General features: G+C 51.7%; 23 protein-coding genes and 1 pseudogene. 3 read left to right on the forward strand and 21 right to left on the reverse strand.

The annotated features are described in order from the left end of the window. Positions 1–33 precede the first annotated feature (33 nt). From EDM59_RS29125 to EDM59_RS29165, 9 genes are all read right to left on the reverse strand, one after another. Positions 34–1,206 (reverse strand): hypothetical protein, encoded by a 1,173-nt coding sequence (locus EDM59_RS29125; protein ID WP_122926816.1) that lies wholly within the window; start codon positions 1,204–1,206, stop codon positions 34–36. 54 nt (positions 1,207–1,260) lie between these two features. Continuing rightward, a complete protein-coding gene (locus tag EDM59_RS29130) occupies positions 1,261–2,691 on the reverse strand; it encodes a VWA domain-containing protein (RefSeq protein WP_122926817.1) in 1,431 nt (476 codons plus the stop codon). A gap of 100 nt (positions 2,692–2,791) precedes the next feature. After that, positions 2,792–2,998, reverse strand: coding sequence for a hypothetical protein (locus EDM59_RS29135; RefSeq protein ID WP_092267509.1), 207 nt, complete (start codon positions 2,996–2,998; stop codon positions 2,792–2,794). Positions 2,999–3,099: 101 nt separating this feature from the next. Beyond that, positions 3,100–4,038 (reverse strand): type II secretion system F family protein, encoded by a 939-nt coding sequence (locus tag EDM59_RS29140; protein WP_122926818.1) that lies wholly within the window; start codon positions 4,036–4,038, stop codon positions 3,100–3,102. Between the two features lie 4 nt (positions 4,039–4,042). Continuing rightward, the gene (locus tag EDM59_RS29145; RefSeq protein WP_122926819.1) at positions 4,043–4,969 is read right to left on the reverse strand and encodes a type II secretion system F family protein; all 927 of its coding nucleotides are present in this window, start codon (positions 4,967–4,969) and stop codon (positions 4,043–4,045) included. After that, positions 4,947–6,323, reverse strand: a complete 1,377-nt coding sequence (locus EDM59_RS29150) for a TadA family conjugal transfer-associated ATPase (protein WP_122926820.1) — start codon at positions 6,321–6,323, stop codon at positions 4,947–4,949. The genes EDM59_RS29145 and EDM59_RS29150 overlap by 23 nt, the downstream gene beginning before the upstream one ends. A gap of 13 nt (positions 6,324–6,336) precedes the next feature. Further along, the gene (locus EDM59_RS29155) at positions 6,337–7,494 is read right to left on the reverse strand and encodes a CpaE/TadZ family protein (protein ID WP_122926821.1); all 1,158 of its coding nucleotides are present in this window, start codon (positions 7,492–7,494) and stop codon (positions 6,337–6,339) included. Next, positions 7,491–8,276, reverse strand: coding sequence for a CpaB family protein (locus EDM59_RS29160; RefSeq protein ID WP_122926822.1), 786 nt, complete (start codon positions 8,274–8,276; stop codon positions 7,491–7,493). Before EDM59_RS29160 ends, EDM59_RS29155 begins: the two co-directional genes overlap by 4 nt. A gap of 27 nt (positions 8,277–8,303) precedes the next feature. Then, entirely contained in the window at positions 8,304–8,756 is a 453-nt protein-coding gene (locus EDM59_RS29165; RefSeq protein WP_246011298.1) for a prepilin peptidase, read from the reverse strand. A gap of 233 nt (positions 8,757–8,989) precedes the next feature. Between EDM59_RS29165 and EDM59_RS29170 the strand changes: the two genes are divergently transcribed. Continuing rightward, the gene (locus EDM59_RS29170) at positions 8,990–9,181 is read left to right on the forward strand and encodes a CDGSH iron-sulfur domain-containing protein (RefSeq protein WP_122926824.1); all 192 of its coding nucleotides are present in this window, start codon (positions 8,990–8,992) and stop codon (positions 9,179–9,181) included. Between the two features lie 92 nt (positions 9,182–9,273). Then, complete coding sequence (locus tag EDM59_RS29175) at positions 9,274–9,594, forward strand: thioredoxin family protein (protein ID WP_122926825.1); 321 nt, start codon at positions 9,274–9,276, stop codon at positions 9,592–9,594. Positions 9,595–9,605: 11 nt separating this feature from the next. Here the strand turns inward: EDM59_RS29175 and EDM59_RS29180 are convergent, their stop codons facing one another. Together EDM59_RS29180 and EDM59_RS29185 are read right to left on the reverse strand one after the other, a co-directional pair. Beyond that, positions 9,606–10,196, reverse strand: coding sequence for an AAA family ATPase (locus EDM59_RS29180; protein ID WP_183193076.1), 591 nt, complete (start codon positions 10,194–10,196; stop codon positions 9,606–9,608). 35 nt (positions 10,197–10,231) lie between these two features. After that, positions 10,232–10,441, reverse strand: a pseudogene (locus EDM59_RS29185) (LysR family transcriptional regulator); the annotation flags it as partial. Between the two features lie 124 nt (positions 10,442–10,565). Between EDM59_RS29185 and EDM59_RS29190 the strand changes: the two are divergent. Continuing rightward, the gene (locus tag EDM59_RS29190; protein WP_122926828.1) at positions 10,566–11,807 is read left to right on the forward strand and encodes an MFS transporter; all 1,242 of its coding nucleotides are present in this window, start codon (positions 10,566–10,568) and stop codon (positions 11,805–11,807) included. 77 nt (positions 11,808–11,884) lie between these two features. Here the strand turns inward: EDM59_RS29190 and ggt are convergent, their stop codons facing one another. From ggt to EDM59_RS29240, 10 genes are all read right to left on the reverse strand, one after another. Further along, positions 11,885–13,495 carry a gamma-glutamyltransferase gene (gene ggt, locus EDM59_RS29195; RefSeq protein ID WP_122926829.1) on the reverse strand — a complete coding sequence of 537 codons (1,611 nt, stop codon included), beginning with the start codon at positions 13,493–13,495 and terminating at the stop codon, positions 11,885–11,887. A gap of 28 nt (positions 13,496–13,523) precedes the next feature. After that, positions 13,524–14,054 carry a chromate transporter gene (locus EDM59_RS29200; protein WP_122926830.1) on the reverse strand — a complete coding sequence of 177 codons (531 nt, stop codon included), beginning with the start codon at positions 14,052–14,054 and terminating at the stop codon, positions 13,524–13,526. After that, entirely contained in the window at positions 14,051–14,632 is a 582-nt protein-coding gene (locus EDM59_RS29205; protein WP_122926831.1) for a chromate transporter, read from the reverse strand. Before EDM59_RS29205 ends, EDM59_RS29200 begins: the two co-directional genes overlap by 4 nt. Positions 14,633–14,653: 21 nt before the next feature. Then, entirely contained in the window at positions 14,654–15,640 is a 987-nt protein-coding gene (locus EDM59_RS29210; protein ID WP_092267446.1) for an ABC transporter ATP-binding protein, read from the reverse strand. Further along, entirely contained in the window at positions 15,637–16,611 is a 975-nt protein-coding gene (locus tag EDM59_RS29215) for an ABC transporter ATP-binding protein (RefSeq protein ID WP_122926832.1), read from the reverse strand. Before EDM59_RS29215 ends, EDM59_RS29210 begins: the two co-directional genes overlap by 4 nt. A 55-nt stretch (positions 16,612–16,666) precedes the next feature. Beyond that, a complete protein-coding gene (locus EDM59_RS29220; protein WP_122926833.1) occupies positions 16,667–17,497 on the reverse strand; it encodes an ABC transporter permease in 831 nt (276 codons plus the stop codon). Further along, positions 17,497–18,453 carry an ABC transporter permease gene (locus EDM59_RS29225; RefSeq protein ID WP_092267449.1) on the reverse strand — a complete coding sequence of 319 codons (957 nt, stop codon included), beginning with the start codon at positions 18,451–18,453 and terminating at the stop codon, positions 17,497–17,499. The genes EDM59_RS29220 and EDM59_RS29225 overlap by 1 nt, the downstream gene beginning before the upstream one ends. Positions 18,454–18,514: 61 nt before the next feature. Then, positions 18,515–20,083 carry an ABC transporter substrate-binding protein gene (locus EDM59_RS29230; protein WP_122926834.1) on the reverse strand — a complete coding sequence of 523 codons (1,569 nt, stop codon included), beginning with the start codon at positions 20,081–20,083 and terminating at the stop codon, positions 18,515–18,517. Positions 20,084–20,233: 150 nt separating this feature from the next. Continuing rightward, positions 20,234–20,710, reverse strand: a complete 477-nt coding sequence (locus EDM59_RS29235; RefSeq protein ID WP_092267451.1) for an Lrp/AsnC family transcriptional regulator — start codon at positions 20,708–20,710, stop codon at positions 20,234–20,236. A 251-nt stretch (positions 20,711–20,961) separates the two neighbouring features. Next, complete coding sequence (locus EDM59_RS29240; RefSeq protein ID WP_122926857.1) at positions 20,962–21,432, reverse strand: nucleoside deaminase; 471 nt, start codon at positions 21,430–21,432, stop codon at positions 20,962–20,964. Between the last annotated feature and the right edge of the window lie 32 nt (positions 21,433–21,464).

A 21,464-nucleotide genomic window follows, 5' to 3' on the forward strand; every position in this document is an offset into this window, starting at 1 on the left:
AACCTCCGTTATGAACTGAGAATCAGGTGAACACTAGCTCGAAAATATCGACTTCATCCATCCTACTGCTTTCCCGATTCCATCCCGAATGCCTCGGGAAACCGCGCCCTTCGAAAGCTTGTCGCTCCACTTGACCAGCTTGCTTACGCCCCAGAGAATGCCGCCGGTAATCACCAATACGCCAGCTACGGTCTGTCCTCCCGGTATCACGGAAGCAATCACTCCCGCATCCATTAGCGTGCTGCCCAAAGCGCCTACGCCGTCTACAAACTTTTCGTTTTGTTTATCTTCGCTAAGACCACTGTCAAATGCCTGACCAAATTTGCTAAACGTCTCATACGTGTCAAAGGGCAGGCTGATCGCGGCGACCCCCACGTTCAGACCTGCAACAAGCCCAGGGACTCTGACTTGATTTGCGGCATTGGCGGCATTTGCTGCATTGGAAAAAGAACCGAGCGTGTTGATGTTTGCCCCTGTATTCAGAGGGTTTTGCTGCAGGACAAAACGGTAGCTGTCATAGGCGGCTTTCCCGTCCAGACCATCGAGGGTCAGGCTCGTCACATTGCCCAAGGGTGTATCCTTGGCAGCGATATCCACGCCTTTCAGCCCTACCTGCAGCAAGAAGAATCCGTATTTTCCCGCACCTGTGCGCAGGTCCACTTCTCCCTGCTGGATCAGGTCAGCTGAATACGACATGGTCCCTCCCATCATGTCTTTGATGGAGAGCTTCATGATGTCGTACTCTTTCTTTTCACTGAATGGCTCCGGTGCTTTTGGGTCCGTTGACAAATCCGTAGGCTGATGCGGCTCCACGTTTCTGTCTGGCGCCTGCAGATCCGGTGCCTGTACATTCGGATTTTTGAAATGGGGTGCCTGCAGGTCGGGAATGTTCCAATCCGGCCCGTTTAGCTCAGGTACTCCTTGATTCGGCGCTTGCAGATTGGGCACACCCTGATTCGGTGCCTGCAATTTTGGCGTATCCCACTGCGGTGACTCCAGCATCGGCGTTTCCCACTGCGGCGGCTGCAGGTTTGGTGTATCCCAGTCCGGTGCTTGCAGATCAGGAGGCTGATAGCCCGGTGCCTGCAGATCCGGGACGGGTAATCTGCTGCTTGCTGCCATGACAACTACAGGGAAGCACTGCAACAGAAGAAGGAAAACTGCAAAGGTCCCTGCCAAAAAGGGACGAATAAAGCGGCTCTTCACAATCGCAACCTCCCGGCCAAGAATTCACGGCATAAAAGTGGTGCAGCTGGCGTGTCAATTGGTCTTCACATTTGCGTGAAATTGCTTGTCGATCGCCTCTTTCGCTTCCTTGTAGGACTTGTCATTTAACGTATCTAGAAACTTCTCCAGTTCGTCTGCCCGCGCAAGCGCTGCGTCCAGCTGCTTCTCTTTCATTTGATCGAGGGCATCTGTGATCGAATCAGGCAGGATTTTTAAATACCCAAGCGAGATAATCGCAGAATTCAGATTGTAGCTTTCGTTTCTGGCAATCGCTTTCCAGTCCAAGACAAAGTCTGAAATATCAACGGACTGCGAGATATGCTTGGTAAGCGCGTCATGGGAAGCGTCACTCTTCCAGGCATTCCACCTGTCCGCCATTTCCCTTGCCCGGTTCAATTCTTTTTCCAACTGACTCTGGTCTTGAATCCATACATAGCGTCCACCTGCCGCCTTGGCCACTTCCTTTAGCTGCTTCTGTCCCTCTCCGTCCACACCAAACCCGACCACATTGACGATCGGAGTGATATCGGAGCTGCCCAGCTGCTTCGCCACCGCGACAGGATCCCCGCCGCACGTCTCAATTCCATCGCTCACCAGATAGATGATGTTCGTGTTTTTCTCGCCTTTGAACTTACGAAGATCGTCTTGCGCCTGCTGCATGGCCAAAGCGAGCGGAGTCCACCCGGTTGGCTTGAACTGGTTCATGGCAGCCGAAAGTCCCTGTGCCTGGTAAGGCTGCAGTTGGTAGACCAGCTCACTGCTCTTGCAGGATCGGGCTTTATCCGAATCCTTGCCGCTGCCTTCATGGCCGTACACCCTCAGGGCAACATTCGCTTTTTCCGGCAAGGATTCGGCAAAAGCTTGAATCGCCTTCTTGGCTGCTTCCATTTTTGTCTGCCCGTTCACGTTTGCCGCCATGCTGCCGCTCGCATCGAGCAGGATTTCCACATTGTACTGCTCCTTGAACTGGAAGCGAGGGTCATCGATTTCCGGGCTCCCAAAGGAAGCAAGCTTCATCTGCTCCATGATATCCTGCGCTTCCGGATAGTCCTCCCCAAACAACCCTAGTAAGGCGCGGTAATACAGCTCGATCGTTTCCTGGTCCGGGTTATCAATCGCCGGAAGCTGCTTCAAAACCTCTTCGATCTCTTCACTCTTTTCCCCGTAGAGGATACCTGCGTAACGTCCAGGCGATTGCGTGTAGAATTCTTCTGTCGTTTCCGGAATTTTGGATACGCTGTCCGGAATCAAAGCCTTCAAGGCGTCCAGCTTTTGCTCTCTGCTCGGCTCTTGGGGGGGCTCTGACTGCTGCTGTGCAGCACTACTGTCTCCTGATCCCGCTGGCTGTGCGGGCTCCGTGGTTGCAGCGGGTGGGGGCGGTGCTGTTGTCTCGGAAGAGCAAGCATGCAGAAGCAAGAAGCTGGGAATCAGGACAGCCAGTACGAATGGCTGGATACGTTTCAAGCGGATAACCCTCCCTGCTGGTGATTTCAACCGTTATGTATGTGTAGCAGAGGTGCCGGCGACTGGGGCATCCCCTTTTCACCGGCACCGTCCAGATGGATCAGTCCAGTTTTCCGATAATATTGGAGAGTGTTTCGGATACCGCTTTTCCGACTGCCGTATCGCCATCGAATACCGTCTGAATGGCCGCAAATACAGCCAGAATAACTCCTGCCAATGCAATCCACTCAATGGCTTGTGCTCCCCTCTGGTTGCGTAAGGAATGGGTTACCTTTGCATACAGGCTTTGCATTATGTTTGTCATCATCATTTCTACTCCCCTCATTCTCGTCCATTATTTTCCAAGTAACTACAATTCCCGATATATCCTTCCTTCCGAGGGGCATCACCTCCTTCACAGCTCTACCTTTATTTTCCAAACAAATTCGAAAACAGGCTTACGTTCTCCATGATGTTGAGCACCATCAACCCACCTATGAGCATGATCGCTGTCGGCGCTACGACAAAAGTCGTGATCAGCGTCACCTTGGGCGAAGCCTTCGCTGCTTTTTCCTTGATTAGCTCCTTGCGAATGCGGCGCATATTTTCTGATTGGATTTTAAAGGTGACAGCGATCGGAACCCCGAGCCGCATCCCTTGGATCAGCGCCTTGATCAGCATTTGAAACTCCGGATTGTCGTTTCGCCGCAGCAGCTGTTCATACGCTTTTTCACGCGGGACCCCCAGATCCAGCTCCTGATTGAACCGGGAGAATTCCTCCCGCAATGGTCCCTGGAAAAACTGGATGACGTCGCGCAGTGCCTGGTCGAGGCTGACCCCCGCCTGAAGAGTGACGCTTACCGTGTCGAGAAATTCCGGAAGGTCGTAGCGCAGCTGGTTTTGCCTCTCGCGCGCTTTCCTTTTCAGCAAAAGGATCGGCAGAAAGTACCCGGCTAACGGCCAGATGATCAAGCCAAACTGCGCGAACGGGAATCCCAATAGGAAAAACGCTATTCCCGCGATAAAGCCGAACAAGGCAAGCAGGATTTTAGCCCCCTGGAACCGTGCCACTGTCAAATCGAGTGGACGTCCCGCCTTCAGCAGCCATTCCTCCACCTCGTGAGACTCACTGAAAAAATTGACGCGCTGTCCCAGTGCCGCGTAGTCATCGCTGTAGGTGAGTAACTGCTTGAGCCACTTTTGCGAGGGGGTCTGCCGCTTTCGCACATCGTAAACCTTGTTGCCTGTCGCATCGTGGACGTGTGCAATCAGCCTTTCCTTTTCGACTGAGTATTTAAACGCTTCTTTCAAAAAGATCACGAAGAATAACAGAAACAGGAACAGGACCGTGATGATCAGGGCGTCCATTTTCTCACACCTTTATGTTGGTGACTTTTTTGACCAGGACGTAGGAAAGAACGGTACCCACGATGAAGAAGCCTAGCAGGACAAGGCCAAAGCCTGAAAACAGCGGATCGATGAAGCCTTTGTTCATCGCGTTCATCATGAGCACGAGCGCGATCGGCATGATGGGGACGAGAATGGACACGTATCGCTGCTCAGCCGTCATGGTCTTGATCTCCTGATTGACGATGCGGCGATCCTCCAATGTCTCTGCCATCTCCTGGAGCACTTCACTCAGGTTTCCTCCCGCTCGCCGCTGGATGAACAGCGTAGCGGCGAAGATGCGGAAATCCCTTGTTGGAATACGCTTTTCCATTTCTGACAGCGCTCTGTCAAAGCTGACACCCAGCTGCAGCTCACGCGCCATGCGGCTGAATTCCTGCCCCGCCGGCTGCGGAATCTCCTTGGCCACCAGCTCGATTCCCTGTGAGAGTGTCATACCTGCCCGCAAGGAATTGGCAAGCAAGCGGCAGACCTCTGACAGCTGGTCGTTCAGCCTCTCCTGGTATTTGTTCCGCCGCATAATAAACATCAGGTTTTGGGCGATGTACATGCAAGCCGCGCCACCCACCAGGTTGATTGGAGCGTGCAGACCTACGACACTGTTCAGGAAGAAAGCGACACCCATCGCACCAATAAGCAGAATGCCATAATATTCGGACGGAGCCAGCGCAATATTGGCTCGCACCAGCTTTTGCTGGACTTCTTTTGCGTGAGGGGTGCGGTCAAAACGATCCCCCCACACGATAATGAAGCTCTTCCGTTTGGCTTTGATGTCGTACCATTCCTCCGTGCGCTTTTTCCACTCTGTCTTTTTCGCACGGTAGCCGAGGTATTCGTACATCCCCCAGATCGCCAGCAGCACCGAGAAACTAAACAGGATAGAGATGCTCACGCTTGTTCACCTCGCCCATCGAAAACATGGATTCCGCAAGCTCGATTCCAAACATCCGCAGCCGCTCCAGACTGTGGGGAATCTTGCCCGTCGGAGTGAAATATCCCAGCACTTCGCCCTTTTTTCCTATCCCGATCCGTTGGAAGCGGAAGATCTCATTTACGACGACTTGTTTGTCTAACCCTGTGAATACTTCCGAAATAGACACCATTTTGCGCGTCCCGTCCGAAAGCCTCGTGACCTGCACAATAAAGTCCAGGGCACTCACGATGTACTCGCGAATAATGGAGGAGGGCAGCTCCATTCCCGCCATGACCACCATCCCCTCCAGCCGGGTAAACGCATCCTGCGGGGAATTGGCGTGGACCGTCGTAAGCGAGCCTTCGTGACCGGTGTTCATCGCCTGCAGCATGTCAAATGCCTCTGCACCGCGAACCTCCCCGACGATAATGCGATCCGGCCGCATCCGCAGCGAGTTCTTCACCAAATGCCGGATCGTGATTTCCCCTCTTCCCTCCATGTTGGGCGGACGTGCCTCCAGCCCGATGCAGTTGGGGCGATCCAGCTTGAGCTCGGCCGAATCTTCAATCGTGATGACCCTTTCATAGGAAGGAATGGACCGCGAGACCGCATTGAGCAGCGTCGTCTTCCCGCTCCCCGTCCCTCCAGAGATGAGCACGTTCATTTTGGCTTCTACGATCGCCTGCAAAAAGCGGCACATCGCTTCATCGAATGATCCGAACTTCATGAGATCCTCCATGGAATACGGGTCCTTGCGAAATTTCCGGATCGAGACGAGCGTCCCGTTGAGGCTGATCGGCGGTATAACCGCATTCACACGGCTGCCGTCCTTCAATCGGGCGTCCACCATCGGCGAGCTCTCGTCAATCCTGCGGCCGAGCGGGGCAACGATCCGGTCGACGATATGACGTAGGTGCTCCTCATCACGAAACTTCAGATCGGTCAGCTCCAGCCTGCCTTTTTTCTCGATGTACACCTCCTGATGACCATTGATCGAGATCTCGGTAATTTCCGGATCAGCGAGCAACGGCTCCAGAGGTCCCAGCCCTACCGATTCGTTGATCAGCCGCGTCAAGAGCACTTCCTTTTCATTGCGCGGGATAACGACTTTCTCTTCCGACATGTACTGGGATACCATGCGTTCGATCGCGAGACGCATCTCTTTCGGGGCGAGACTCGTCAATCTCTCAAGATTGGTCTCGCGCAACAGCTTTGATTTGTAATGCTCCGCCAGCTCGTCGATGTACGGATTGTGATACGCAGGAGCCGCTACCGGGCGCGGGGCTTCTTCTGTCAAAACGTGCTTTTCCTCTTTTCGCCTGAACAACGCCATGGCCATCCCCCTCCTACGACAGCTTGGTCAGAACCCATTTTCGAATTTCCTTCGCCGCAGGAATCAGCTTTTTTTCATTGGCTTCCCGTTGCAAGGGCAAACCCAGGTTCACCGCAGCCTGAATACCTTTGTGATCACGGCTGATTTCTGCGGCAATCGGAGCCTGTATCAATCCTTTCAGATCTGATACCGTCAGTTCGTTATCCCTACCGACCTGATTGACCACGACCTCAAGCCGCCCCTCTGTATCAATTCGCAGCCTTCTGAACAGTTCTTCTGTTAACCGATAGATTTGGACAGACGGCGTATCCAGATTCATCACGTAATAAATGAAGTCTGATTCCTCCAGAGCCGTATATATCAATTCATTCATATGAGTCGGCAGATCGATAATTACAAAGTCGTAGCTGCGACGACTTGCTCGAATCAGTCTGGTGATGAACTCCTCCGACATGTTTTCAGCCGTTTCGGCATCGCGCGGACTGGCGAGCACTTCCAGCTTGGAATGCGTCTCGCGCAAAGATACGTTGCGAATATGATTTTCGTTCATCTCGTTCATGACTGGGACCAGGTCGGCCAGCGTCCTACTCGAATCGAGCGAGAAAAACGTTTCCACCCCGCCATACTGGAGATTCAAATCGATTAACAGAACGCGTGCAGTCGATTCCAGCTTGAGCGCCTGCGCAAACCCGGTTGCCAGCTGCGTGCGTCCACTTCCGCCTTTTCCACTGTAAAAGGAGTACACTTTTCCTCTTCCGCGCACAAACGCTTTGCCGGAGCTAGCCGTCCCTTTTTTTCGCTGCTGCTGCTCCCCCAGCTCGGCGATTTTCTCCAGACGATCCGTCAGCAGCGCCAGCTCATCCGGCATGACAATATACTCGATGGCCCCTGCTCGGACGATATCGCGGAGCAAGCCAAAGTCTTGCCTTTCCGTCAAAAAAATGACGAGCCCTTCCGGAAGCTCTCCCTGTATGTATTGCACCAGCTCGACCCCGGAGCCGTCCTCTGGCTGGACGATCAGAACGACATCAGGAGCGATCCGGTCGATTTCCTTTTTCACTTCACGCGACGAGGTAAATTGGACATTGCCATAAAGGCTGAGAGCCTCGCGCAGCATGCTCTTGATCGAATCGTAATCAGCAACGACTAAAATTTTGGTATCTGGATTCATGACTTGCCCTCCGGTTTGACGACAGATGTCGGTGGAGCAGGTTTCGCAGGCGCCTGCTTCACAGATGCTGGCTGACCATTAGCGGGCTTTGGCTGGCTCTTGTCCCCACCAGCCGGTGCCGTGGTTGGCTTTGGCTGTTGATCCTGAAACGGCTGCGGGATGCCCAGCTCGCCTTTCCCTACATTCGCCTTCAAAATCCGCATGACCTCAGCATAGTGCTGCTGGTGGATAAAGGCGGGAACCTGCTCAAACGGCATTTCCAAGGCGACTCCTTTAAATTGATCGTCCGTCTTCGCGACCATGGCGACCGGCACATCCTTCATAAATACTTCCGTTGCACTCTTCCCATTCACCTCGTGTGAGACAATAATATCGACACGATCCAATGCCTCGAGCTGCTGATCAAATACGATATTGCCGGAAGCATACACCGTCACGAGCCGATTGTTCTGGTCTCTGACTGTTGCGGCGGGCTTGATGATGTTTTTCGTAATGATGTCTCCTTCCGACAAGGGAACAACGGTTACCTGGTTCTTCAAACTGAGCTTATCCGTCACATACGAGTGATCGGCATACTTTTTGGGTATTTGCATGGTCTTGATTTGGTCGGGCGCTATGAGCGACCGGGAGGCGATATCAGTGCTCGCCACATAAATGTCCACCATTTCTCCGAGCTGTGAATTCAGGTCCTTGATTTTTTTCAAGAACAAAAAGCCTGCTGTCGCCGCCAGGATCAGAGACAGCGCCAAAAAGATGATTGCTCTTCGCTTCGATTCCAACATCGAGTGATTCCCTCTCCCTCTCCATCATCAGATAAACGCAACAGCCATGAGCAAGAGGCTCGTTCCACCTGCAATAAAAGGCGCCAGAGGAATTTCCCGTCCCGCCGCCTGTTTCCCGGACACTTTGGCTGCCAGCCAGATCGGGATAACGATGAGTCCTGCGAGCAGGTAAGTGAAGCACAAGATATACAACCCCGCTTCCCACCCAACTGCCGCTCCTACCAGCGTGAACAGCTTGATGTCTCCTCCTCCCAATTGCCCATTGCTCACGACCGCCATCAGCAAGGTGATCCCTCCGATCAAGATGACCCCCAGTCCATACGTAGTCCATTGGTCCGGATGGGCAAACGCATGGTAAATGAGAAAATAGGCGATTCCTGGCAGAGTAAGCCAGTCATATATGAGGCGGCTGCGAAGGTCGGTATACACCGCAATGATCATGACGAGAACTACCGGAATGACGACGAAATAGGACAGCACCCTTTGCACCCCTTCCATCTTTTAGGGAAACCTATCGCACTCACAGACGGGAATCTGGGAAATTTTGTTGCATGTACAGAGAAGTTTTTGGGATTTTTTTCTTAAAAAGGAGTGTCTCCATCCAAAAATGTGTCAAAATGTAACAGGAAAGGAGGCTTATTTTCCATACTTACGGCATGTGTAGCGACTGCCATTTTGTGAAAAAATAACCAGTAGGTAGAGGAGGTGAGAAAATGTCGGATATCAAGGTGCTGGATAATGGTCCATTGCTCGTGACGGGAGAATTTACCCTGCTGGATGGCGAGGGAAAACCTATGGAAACAAAGGAAAAGGTGCATCTCTGTAGATGCGGCTTGTCCTCGAACAAGCCTTACTGTAACGGGGCCCATAAAGGGCAGTTTGAAAGTGTTGTGAGAGCGGAGTAGTAGAGAAGACGCAGAGCCCTCTGTATCATCAGAGGGCTTTTTGCTATCATGGTGGGGGAATTTCATCATGCTTGGAAACGAGGAATAGACAGATGCGCGAATACAACGATCTATCCGAGCTTACCGCAGACATCGTCAAACACCCGATGAGTTTGCTGTTCGTAAAAATGGCGAACTGCGGCGTATGTGACGCGACCTTTGAGAAAACCAAGGAGCTGCTGCAGTCCTACCCGCAGGTTCCTTTTATGGTCGCCTCGATCGAAAAGCTCCCCAGCCTGTCCGGAGAGTTTCTCCTCTTTGCCGCTCCGACTATTCTATTGTTTCGTGAAGGGAAAGAAGTCTTTCGGCAATCGCGGATCGTGGTGTTTGGGGAACTGGAGAGGTCTATCCAACTATGGAGTGAGTCGCTGTGAGAGTGTGATTGTCAGTCTTTCCATAGATCTGCTATGAATGGCAATACCCTCGCTTCTACCGTCTCGACATCGAGAGCGTCTACCGGGAACACCGTCGTCGCAGGCAGATTAGAAAACCATTCTTTTTCGTATGGAAGCATGCGCATCGCTTGAGCAAAAGAGCCGCGGCTTCGGGTCGCGTCACCTTCTTTTCTGGCGAGCAATGTATTGGTCTGGGCATCCAAATAGAGGATGGCATCCGAGCGGCATGAGCGCAGCTCTTTTAGCTCTGCCTTCAAGTGTCCCTCGATATCCCACTCCTTCCCGATACTGAGCGGATAATGCAGCGTGTAGCACTCGATGTCCTCCGGTCCGCGATCGTAGATGATTTTTGCATCTGGCAACCGCCGAAAACGCTCTACCTCGTGCTCGATGAACATCCTCTGATTGACGATAAAGTCTTTTTCTTTTTGCAGATCGAGAGCAAGCTCTTTCCTTTTTTGCACAAGAGCTGACGGATCTTCATAGATAACCCATGCATCACAGATGGCCCTCTCCAATCGTTTTGCCAGCGTCGTCTTCCCGGCAGCCATACCGCCTTGAAGGGAAATAACCCGCTTCATGGAACTCCCCCTTTGCTTCATGCGAACGACTGCCCCTTCTCCACCCGTTCTAAAAAGACACGGCCAAACGAATTGAGATAAACGGATCTTCCCATCCGGTCAAACAAAGGAACCCCCAGCTCCTCTTCCAACTTGGAGATCGAACGACTGAGGGCTGGCTGTGGAATGGCAAGCTCTTTTGCCGCCTGTCCAAAGTGCTCAAGCCTTGCCACTACGCGAAAATACTCCAGCTGCTGCCATTCCATGAGTAGCGACCTCTCTTCAACCGATAACTAAAAGGTATCATTTTTATAGAAATAATACATTAGACGCTATCGGTATACAAGGATTACACTCGATAAAGATCAGTAGAACGAGGAGAGGTTTTTCATGTCTTACATCAGGGTCGGCAGCCCCGAATACCGCCGGATCTTTATCAGCATGCTGCTCGGCAGCACCGTTACCTTTGCCATCCTCTATGGACCGCAAACATTGATCCACACCTTTTCGGAGTCCTTTGGCATTTCGCCATCTACGGCAAGCTTTACAGTCTCTTTTCCAACGTTCACGCTCGCCGTCAGCATGCTCTTCGTGGCCGTGTTCTCCAATGCTTGGGGCAGGAAAAAAATCATGGGGATTTCCCTGTTGTCCGCTTCGGTTTTGAATATTTTATCGGCGTTTAGCCCCGGCTTTCAGACACTCATCGTCCTGCGTGTGCTGCAAGGCTTTGCTATGGCTGGCTTTCCCGCGATTGCCGTGACGTACTTAAGCGAAGAAATTTCCCCCAGTCACCTCGGCAGAATCGTCGGCATCTACGTGGGAGGCTCGGCGATCGGAGCCTTTATCGGGCGAGTGATTGTAAGTACGCTCACTGATTTTTTCAGCTGGAATGTCGCCCTCTTAGCGCTTGGCGTCATCAATTTGGTGTGCAGCCTTTTCTTCTTTATCTGCCTGCCCGAATCGAAAAATTTCAAAAGCACACGCTTCTCTTTTGCAAACTGGGCAACCGGGATCACCAATGGGCTAAAAGAGAAACGACTGCTGCTTCTGTACATCATCGGTTTCGTCATGCTCGGCGCTTATGTAGCCTTGTTTAACTACATCGGCTTCCTGCTGTCGAAGCCACCTTATTTATTGAGTCAAACCTTAATCGGCCTGCTGTTTATTTGCCAATTGGCAGGGTCATGGAGCTCCTACTCCTTTGGCCAGCTGACCGAGAAGTTTTCGCGCACACGCTTGCTGTTTTTGGCTATCGCCATGTTTCTCGCTGGTGCTTTGATGACACTCTCCAGCCATATCCTAGTGCTGATCCTCGGCCTGATCCTGTTCGCTTCGGGGTTTCTTGCGAGTCACAGCATCGCCAGCGGCTGGGTGGGAATCCTTTCTCCCCCGCCTCTGAAAGCTTATTCTTCGTCCCTGTACCTTTTGTTTTATTACACAGGCTCCAGCGTCATCGGCTGGTCCGGCGGCCTATTTTTTAGCAGCTACGGTTGGAACGGGGTCATTTTTCTGGTCTGTGCGCTCACCGTCATCACGGTGCTCTTGATCTTGGCCTTGCATCGGACCCTTCGTTCGGCAAAGCTTGCAAGCACAGGAAAGCCTGAGCAGATCACCCCTGTCTCTAATCCATAGATGTCAAACAGGCAAGAAACGAAAAAAACCGTACGGAGTTGATTCCCGTACGGTTTTTCTTATTCATCTCTCTTCTCTTACCAAGCCGCGATGCTGCTGTCTGTACGCATGTCGGTACCACCGGAGAGCACGCCATTTTCATCGCGCCAGATGATCTGGCCACGACCGAAGTAGTTGCCCAGCGACGCCCATTTGATCTGGTGGCCTTTGCGCTCGAGTGCCAGCGCCAAATGCTCAGGGAAGTGACGCTCCAGCTCGACGACCTTGCCTTCCGTCCACTGCCAGCGAGGCGCATCGAGAGAAGCTTGTGGATTCAGATGGAAGTCGATGGTGTTCATGACAACCTGTACGTGTCCTTGCGGCTGCATGAAGCCACCCATGACGCCAAATGGTCCGACTGCCTTGCCGTCTTTCGTCAGGAAGCCTGGGATGATCGTGTGGAACGTTCTTTTACCTGGCTCCAAGCGATTGTCATGAGCAGGGTCCAGCGAGAAGTTGTGTCCGCGGTTTTGCATGGAAATACCGGTACCCGGAATAACGACGCCAGAGCCGAAGCCCATGTAGTTGCTTTGAATGAAGGACACCATGTTGCCTTCCCCGTCAGCCGTAGCCAAGTAAACAGTACCGCTGGAGCGAGGATTTCCTGGCTCAGGAGTCAGCGCTTCGGAACCGATCAGTGCACGGCGAGTGTCCGCGTATTCATCGGCGAGCAGCTCTTCTGCCGTCACGCTCATCTGGCCGGATTCGGTGATGTATTTCAAACCATCGGTAAAGGCCAGCTTCATGGCTTCGATCTGTTTGTGGTAGGTTTCTGTCGTGTCTTTGGCATCGAAGTCGAAGCCCTTGAGGATATTCAACGCCATCAGGGCGATCATGCCTTGACCGTTCGGCGGAATTTCCCAGACATCATAGCCGCGGTAGTTGACGCTCAAAGGTTTTACCCACTCCGGTTCAAATGCAGCCAAATCCTCTTTCGTCAGGAAGCCGCCGCACTCTTTGGAGAACGCATCGATTTTCTCTGCCAGCTCACCACGGTAGAAGCTTTCCGCGTTCGTCTCTGCGATTTGACGCAAAGTAGCAGCATGACCCGGTGATTTCCAAATGTCGCCTGCTTTTGGCAGCTTGCCACCCGGAATGAAGGTTTCGAACCAATGCGCAAATTCTGGCCCTGTGCACAGCTTGGAAAACTTCTTGTAAGCCACGCTCCAGTAGTGAGCGAGGGTCGGGGAAAGCGGATAGCCGTTTTCTGCGTAATCGATAGCCGGTTGCAAAACTTCTGTCAATGGCAGCTTGCCAAAACGTTTCGACAGTGTAGCCCAGGCAGCAGGTGCTCCCGGAACCGTCACAGGCGTCCAGCCGTATGTCGGAATTTCCTCGTGGCCTTTTGCTTTTACAGCTTCGATCGAAATGCTCTGTGGAGCAGGTCCACTCGAGTTGAGACCATACAGCTCATCTTTTACCCATACCAACGCGAACGCGTCACCGCCGATGCCGTTGGACGTCGGTTCTACGACCGTCAGGCATGCCGCCGTTGCAATAGCAGCGTCGATGGCGTTTCCGCCTTTTTTCAGGATATCCAAGCCCGCCTGTGCTGCCAGTGGCTGGGAAGTTGCTACCATCCCGTTTTTCGCAAAAGTGGTCGTGCGCCGAGATGCATAAGGGTATTCCATTGCGTCATAATTAACCATGAAGTTTGCCTCCTTATTAACGTTGATCCTAGCCAATGAAGATGTACCCGTACACCATGGCTGCTACGATGACAATCGCCGGATGTACTTTCCAGGTCTCGAGGAGCAAATACGAAGCAACGGACAGAATGATCGTTTGCATCCACCCGATTCCTTCCACCGCTCCCATGATAAATTGGTATGTCATGGTTCCCAAAAGTACAGTGACCATTGGACGAACCGATTGGGTCATGGCTTTGACTTGTGGAGCACTACGGAAAATATTGATGAATTGCAAAAGCAGGATCATGGCGATCGCGGTAGGAGCTACCGTCGCAAACAGCGCTATGGTCGCGCCGGGTACGCCTGCTACCTGATAGCCGACATAGCCCGCGAGCTTGGTCGCAATCGGACTTGGGAGCGCATTCCCTACCGCCAGCATTTCCCCGAATTCTTTCACCGACATCCATTTGTAGTGATCGACGACTTCGTTCTGAATCAGCGGAATGCTGGGAGGGCCCCCGCCATACCCCAAAATATTGGAAATGAAAAACGCCCAGAATAACTGAAAGTAAATCATGCTGCGCCCTCCTTGCCGTCCTTTTTCTTGCGCTTCCGGACCGACCAGGTGGAATAAGCAAAGGAAATCACCAAAGCGATTGCCACGACAATTCCTGGATGCCAGTCAAGAAACAGCAAAGCGACCATGGATAAGGCGAGAGAAACACTTACACCGGTTTTGTTGGGAGCGCCTTGCCAAGCCTTCTGCAAAAACTCCCAGGTGAGCACGCCTGTCATCACTGCGATTACAGGACCGATCGCCTGAATCATGCCGTAAACCCCCGGCGCATCCTTCCACTTGTAGATGACTTCCAAGAGCGCGATCATCACGATGACAATCGGCAGTACGACACCGATGTTTGCCACCAGTGCGCCCTTCCAGCCCTTTACCCGGTAGCCGATAAACGCAGCCAGCTTGGTTCCGATCGGTCCCGGAAGAGCGTTCCCCAGTGCCAGGTTATCTGCAAAGTCTTCGTCTGTTACCCATTTATACTTTTTCACGCACTCGGTATGGAACAGGGGAACCATCGTAGGTCCTCCCCCGAATCCGAAAATACCGATACGGAAAAACGCGATAAACAATTGCCAGTAAATCATGGTTGTTCCTCCGTCCTGCCTCTAACGGCGAAGTTCACCCGATTGCACCAGATGGCAGGATACCAGTTGTCCGGCTCCAATATCAGCCAGGCTCGGTACTGTCGTTTTACAAACATCCGTTGCGTAAGGGCAACGTGGATGGAAGGTGCAACCGCTTGGCGGATTTGCCGGACTCGGCAGATCGCCTGTAAGCAAGATCCTCTCCCGCTTCTGGCGGGGTTTTGCCACTGGTACAGCGGACAGCAAAGCCCGCGTATACGGATGGCTCGGATTTTCAAACAAGGTTCGTTTATCGGCAATTTCTACGACACGGCCCAAATACATGACGGCGATCCGGTCGCACAAATGCTTGACGACTGACAGGTCATGCGAAATGAACATGAGTGTCAGATTGAATTCTTTTTTCAAGTCTTTGAGCAAATTGAGTACCTGCGACTGAATCGATACGTCCAGCGCGGATACGGGCTCATCGGCAATGATCAGCTTTGGTTTGACAACAAGTGCACGCGCGATTCCGATCCGTTGCCGTTGTCCACCCGAGAAATCGTGGGGATGACGGTTCAGATGCTCTTTGCGAAGACCAACGATCTCGATAATCTCTTCGATCGTTTTCTCACGCTCTGCTATCGTACCTATATTGTGTACCATCAGCGATTCCATCAGAATTTGCTTAATCGTCATACGCGGGTTCAGCGAAGCGTATGGATCCTGGAAAATCATTTGCAAGTCCTTGCGCATTTTGCGCATTTCTTCTTTTGGAAGCTTTGCCAGGTCTTTTCCGTCAAACCATACTTCCCCCGAGCTCGGTTCCAAGAGGCGCATGATGCTTCTTCCTGTCGTGGACTTCCCGCAGCCAGACTCTCCTACGATTCCAAGCGTTTCACCCGGAAACACCTGCAAGTCGATACCGTCGACAGCTTTGACATACCCGGCCGTCTTCTTTAAAAATCCGCCCTTGATGGGAAAATGCTGTTTTAGCCCTTTTACTTCCAACAGAGGTTTCGTCATGCTTGTTCCCCCCCATCCTGATACAGCCAGCAGCGGCATTTTTGACCGCCCAGCTGCAACAGCTCAGGCGGCTGTTCATTACAGATCGCCATCGCTTTCGAGCAACGAGGAGCAAATCGGCAGCCTTTTGGCATTTGTTGCGGCAATGGTACGGCACCTGGGATGGTTTCCAGGTACTCACGTTCGTCGTCGAGCTCCGGAATCGAATTCATCAAACCAATCGTATAAGGATGCTTTGGACTTTCAAACAAGGTGTCTACATCTGTCTCTTCTACGACCTGCCCCGCGTACATGACAATCACGCGGTCGCACATCTCCGCTACGACGCCCAAATCGTGCGTAATCAGCATGATGGATGTTCCGGTTTTTTCTTTGAGGTCACGCATCAGATCGAGGATTTGCGCCTGGATCGTTACGTCGAGAGCAGTCGTCGGCTCATCCGCGATGATCAGCTTCGGATCACAGGACATCGCCATTGCGATCATGACCCGCTGACGCATCCCACCGGAGAGCTGATGCGGGTATTCGCCGTAGATTTCTTCGGCACGCGGCATCCCTACTGCTTTGAGCATGGCGATCGCCCGTTCTTTCGCTTGTGCCTTGCTCACTTTCATATGAAGCATGACTGCTTCTTCAATCTGTCTGCCTACTGTATGCAGCGGATTGAGGGAAGTCATCGGCTCCTGGAAAATCATCGCGATTTCATTACCGCGAACGCGCTGCATGTCTTTTTCCGACAGCCCGAGCACGTCTTTTCCATTAAAACGGATGGTTCCTTCCGACTTACCGTTTTGCGGCAGCAACCGCATAATCGACAGGCTGGTTACGCTTTTTCCGCAGCCTGATTCACCTACGACTCCGAGCGTCTCGCCGGCACGGATGGAGAAGTCGACGCCGTCAACGACACTGACGACACCGCTGTCTGTGCGAAACCGGGTTCTCAGCTGTTCCACTTCCAAGATGGTCGTCATCTGCTCCACTCCCTTCGTTATTTCGTGACCATGTGAATCTTCAATATTAGCTTACCTATTTACGTGAACGCGGATCTAGAACCTGTTGCAAGCCATCACCCAGCAAGTTGAAGCCAAGTACAACTAAGAAGATCGCAATACCTGGATAAAACGTTGCATAAGGAGCTACGGACATTAATGTTTGAGCCTGGTTCAGCATGCTTCCCCACGACGGTGTAGGTGGTTGTACCCCTAGACCCAGATAGGAAAGAGAAGCTTCAGCGATAATCCCTGACGCCATCGCCAGTGTCGCTTGAATCATGATCGGGTTGAGCGCATTCGGCAAGATGTGGCGGAAAATGATGCGAGCATCTTTGACGCCGACCGATCTAGCTGCATGAATGTACTCCATATTGCGAAGAGTCAGTACTTGACCGCGTGTGATACGGACGAAAGCCGGAGCAAAACCGATACCAATCGCCAGCATCGCATTGCCGAATCCAGAACCGAGTACGGCAGAAATCGCCAGAGCCAAGATCAGGAAAGGGAATGCCTGCATCGCGTCAACACTTCGCATAACTACCCACTCGTCCCAAAAGCCGCGGTAGTAACCGGACAAAAGCCCGATCGGTACGCCGATCAGCATCGCAATCCCAACGGAAATCAAGGCAGCTTCCATGGAGATACGCGCCCCGTACACAACACGGGAGAAAATATCGCGACCGAGGTCGTCTGTTCCAAACAAGTGATCGCCGCCAGGAGCAAGCAGGATCTTGTTGTAATCTTGTGCGTTCGGGTCGTAGGGAGCGATCTGAGGAGCAAAGATTGCTATGATGATCAGTCCGAGGATGATCACCGCTCCGATGACACCCAACCCGTTTCGGAGAAATTTGCCTAGGGTTTTCATTACTCACCCGCTCCTTTCCCGCTCTTGATGCGTGGATCGATTACTGCGTACAAAATATCTACAGCCAGGTTTACGAGTACAACCAGTACAGCCGACACGAGAATCGCACCTTGTACCGTAACATAATCCCGTTTAAATACAGATTCTACAATCAGACGACCAAATCCAGGAATGGAGAAGATCGACTCCGTAATGACCAGACCACCCAAGAGGCCGGCGATCATCAGACCAGAAGTCGTTACAACTGGCACCATCGCGTTGCGCAATGCATGTCCCAGAATCGTGCGTGCTTCGTTCAAACCCTTTGCTTTTGCTGTACGGATAAAGTCCATGTTTACCACATCGAGCAAGGAAGAGCGCAGCATGCGCATGAGGACAGCGGATTCACGAAGGCCGGTCGCCACACAAGGAAGAACCATGGCCAACAGGTTTTGCGTTGGATTTTCAAAGAAGGAGACGTAGCCCGATGAAGGCAGCCATTGGTTTTCAACCGCGAAGTAGATAATCATCATCATCGCCAACCAAAAGCTTGGGATACTCATTCCTCCCAGTGCTGTAAAGGTACTTGTGTAATCAATCCAGGTCCCGCGTCTCGTCGCCGCCAGGATCCCCGCAGGAAACGCGATGAGGATCGCTACGAGGAAAGTCCCTATGGTCAACTCCACCGTCGCAGGCAGCCTTTGCTTGATCAATTCAGAGACCGGAATCCGGTCCGTGATGGACATCCCCAAATCACCCGTTACCACTTTTCCCAGCCAGGAAAAATATTGCACCACGATCGGCTTGTCTAAACCCAACTCCGTTCGCAGTGCCTGATAGGCTTCCGGTGTCGCCTCTTGTCCTAAAATGACCCGGGCAGGATCGCCCGGGATCATATGGATCAAAGAGAAAGTCAGAATCGACACCAGCAGGAGAATCGGGATTGTCAGCAGTAGACGTCTGACCACAAACATCATGACAATTCCTCCTCGCTCTTGCTGTTATAGTGTAGTCAAGCTTGAAGCAGAAAGCTTAAGCTTATTGCTTGTCCAGAGTTGCTGTACGGATCAGACCGTCTGGAACATACGTGAAGCCTGTTACCTTTTTGTTCATACCGATCAGAACAAATTGATGGTACATGTAAGAGTAGCCTGCTTCGTCTTGCAGAAGTTTCGTAGCTTCTTCATACAGGGCTTTACGTTTGGTTTCATCTACTTCACTGCGTGCTTTCATAACCAGCTCGTCCAATTTAGGCAGATCAATACGGCCGTCGTTGTTGGAAGCGCCTTTTACTACGAAGTCATGGAAGTTTTGGTCTGGGTCTTGACGTCCGGACCAGCCCAGTTGCAGTGCATCGAATTCGCCTTTTTCGCCTGTTTCCAGCAATTGACCGTACTCGAGTTTTTCCAGTGTGGCATTGATGCCGTGTTGCTTCCACATGTTTTGCAGGACAGCACCCAATTGTTCGTTTTCAGGAGAAGACGTGATGTACAGTTTAAAGCTGAAGCCGTTTGGCTGTCCGCCTTTTGCCAGCAAGTCTTTGATTTTCGCAGCGTCAGGAGCGATTGGTGCGTTCAACGCTTCGTTGTAAGCCAGGCTGCCTTTTGCAAATGCTGTGCGAGCAGGTGCTGCATAGCCGTTAAACAGTACTTTTACCAATGCCTCACGGTCGATCGCAGCGTCTACCGCTTGACGCAGATATTTGTTGTCAAATGGTGCACGGGAGTTGTTCAGGTACAGACCTTGGTAGCCCCATCCGGATTCTGCCGTCAGTGTCAGGTTGGAATCGCCTTTTACCGCCGGGATTTCCTTCACTGGTGTATCGTCGATGATGTCCAGCATACCGGAGCGCAGGTTTTGCACTTTCGCAGTACCGTTCGTGAATACTTTGTAAGTCACTTCATCTACTTTCGGTGCGCCACCCCAGTAGTTTTCGTTCTTTTTCAGGGTAACGTGGTCGCCTTTTACTTGCTCAACAAATGCGAAAGGCCCGGTTCCCACTGGATGGTTCAGATATTGATCGCCATACTGCTTCACAGCTGCTGGGGAAACCATAGTGCCCCCACGGTCAGCCAGGATGGACAGGAACGGTGCAAATGGCTCTTTCATTTGTACCTTCACGGTGTTTTTGTCAACTACGCTAACGGAATCAACGAACTTCATATCGCCTTTGCGTTTGGACTTCTCGTCGTTCATGTTGCGCTCGAAGTTGAATTTCACTGCTTCAGCATCGAACTCGGTTCCATCGTGGAACTTAACGCCTTGCTTCAGCTTAAACGTATATGTTTTGCCATCTGGTGTAACCTCGTAGGATTCAGCCAGCATTGGCACGATTTTCCCGCTTGGATCGATTTCGAACAGCTTGTCGTAGAGACTCGCGTATACTTGGCGATCATACAGCGAAGTCGAGATGTTCGGGTCCATGGAAGGTGGGTCTGCTTTCAGACCGATGTTGATTACTTTTTTACCTGTAGATGGTGCAGGTGCTGCAGCGTTTCCGCCATCTGTGCTAGGAGCAGCGGTTCCTCCACCTCCACAACCTGTTACCAGCAGCATCGTTCCCAGTACGGCACTCATCAATGTTTTGCTCGCTTTTTTCGAAAACATAGGATGACCCCTTTTCTCTTTTATTGTCTGCCTTGATGAAAGTATGTCGTATCTTGGATGTCTCACTTTTTCACTTTAGTACTTCATGGAATGATTGTCTCCCAACGGCGCTTACTCCGATGGCATTCCCCCTTCCACTGTCGCGATGTCCTAACGAACGAACTTGTACTTGGACTTTAGGATTTTCAATTCATTAATCACGTTCACCCTGGTAACTCCTGGGATCTTGTTGAGTGTTTTCATCAAAAATTGTGACAATTCTTCGTAGTTGCGAACCAAAATTTGCGTGATCAACTGGTAATCCCCTGAGGTCAGAACAACCAAACGTACTTCCACGATTCCGTTCAACACCGCGACTACATCGTCCAGCTTGTCCGCCTCTGTGGCAATCTGCACAAAAGCCTGTACGTTTAGCCCTGCTTTGACCGGATTGACGATGCCAACCAGACTCAAAACTCCCTCATCCTGCATTTGCTGAACGCGCATTCGGATTGTCTTCTCCGTAACGCCCAGCTCTTTGGCTATCTGAGTAAAAGGTAGACGTGCATTCTCTTGCAAGGCACGGACAATACCGTAGTCGATGTCATCTAATTCTGGATAAAGAGATCGTCGGAATTTTTCTTCCATATCATCCCTACCTTATTCGTCCTTTTCCCTAATATTTGGTCCTTTAAACAGTCGAATTATTTTTAATTAAGGACGAATTACGTTATTGTTGTTGTTACTATAATACGAATTTCGACAATATGCAACCTTTTCTCTGAAAATTTGATTTTGAAAGCATTTTCAATAATTTATTTTTGTTTATCATATCGTTAACTGATATAAAGAAATGCAAAAAAAAAGAGGCAACCGCGCTTCTGCGATTGCCCCTTGCTTTAATATTCTACCTTGCTCTGTGAACTCGCCCATGTCACGAATGGAATCTGATAGTTCTCTGGCTGAATTTGCAAGAAAGGAATGGTCCTTTCGGCAAAAGGAATCCCGATCTGGTCGTAGATAAACTGGTCATCAAATCCGACTTTCGCCGCGTCCTGCTTGGTACTTGCAAAGTAAACCGCCTTTGGCCGTGCCCAGTAGATCGCACCCAGGCACATCGGGCAAGGCTCACAGCTGGTGTACAGCTCGCAATCTGTCAGCTGAAACGTATTCAGATTGCGGCAGGCGTCCCGAATCGCCTGTACCTCCGCGTGTGCTGTCGGGTCATTCGTTGCCGTTACCTCGTTGCTGCCAGTGCCCACGATCTGTCCATCCCGGACGACAATCGCCCCAAAAGGCCCTCCATGACTCCGAAGTACGTTCTCCCGTGCGATAGTGACGGCTTTCTCCATCCAGGACTGCTGCTCCATCTCCATCTCATCTTCCTCCTCGCATTGTCCTA

This window comes from Brevibacillus nitrificans (assembly GCF_003710965.1).
Classification (GTDB): domain Bacteria; phylum Bacillota; class Bacilli; order Brevibacillales; family Brevibacillaceae; genus Brevibacillus; species Brevibacillus centrosporus.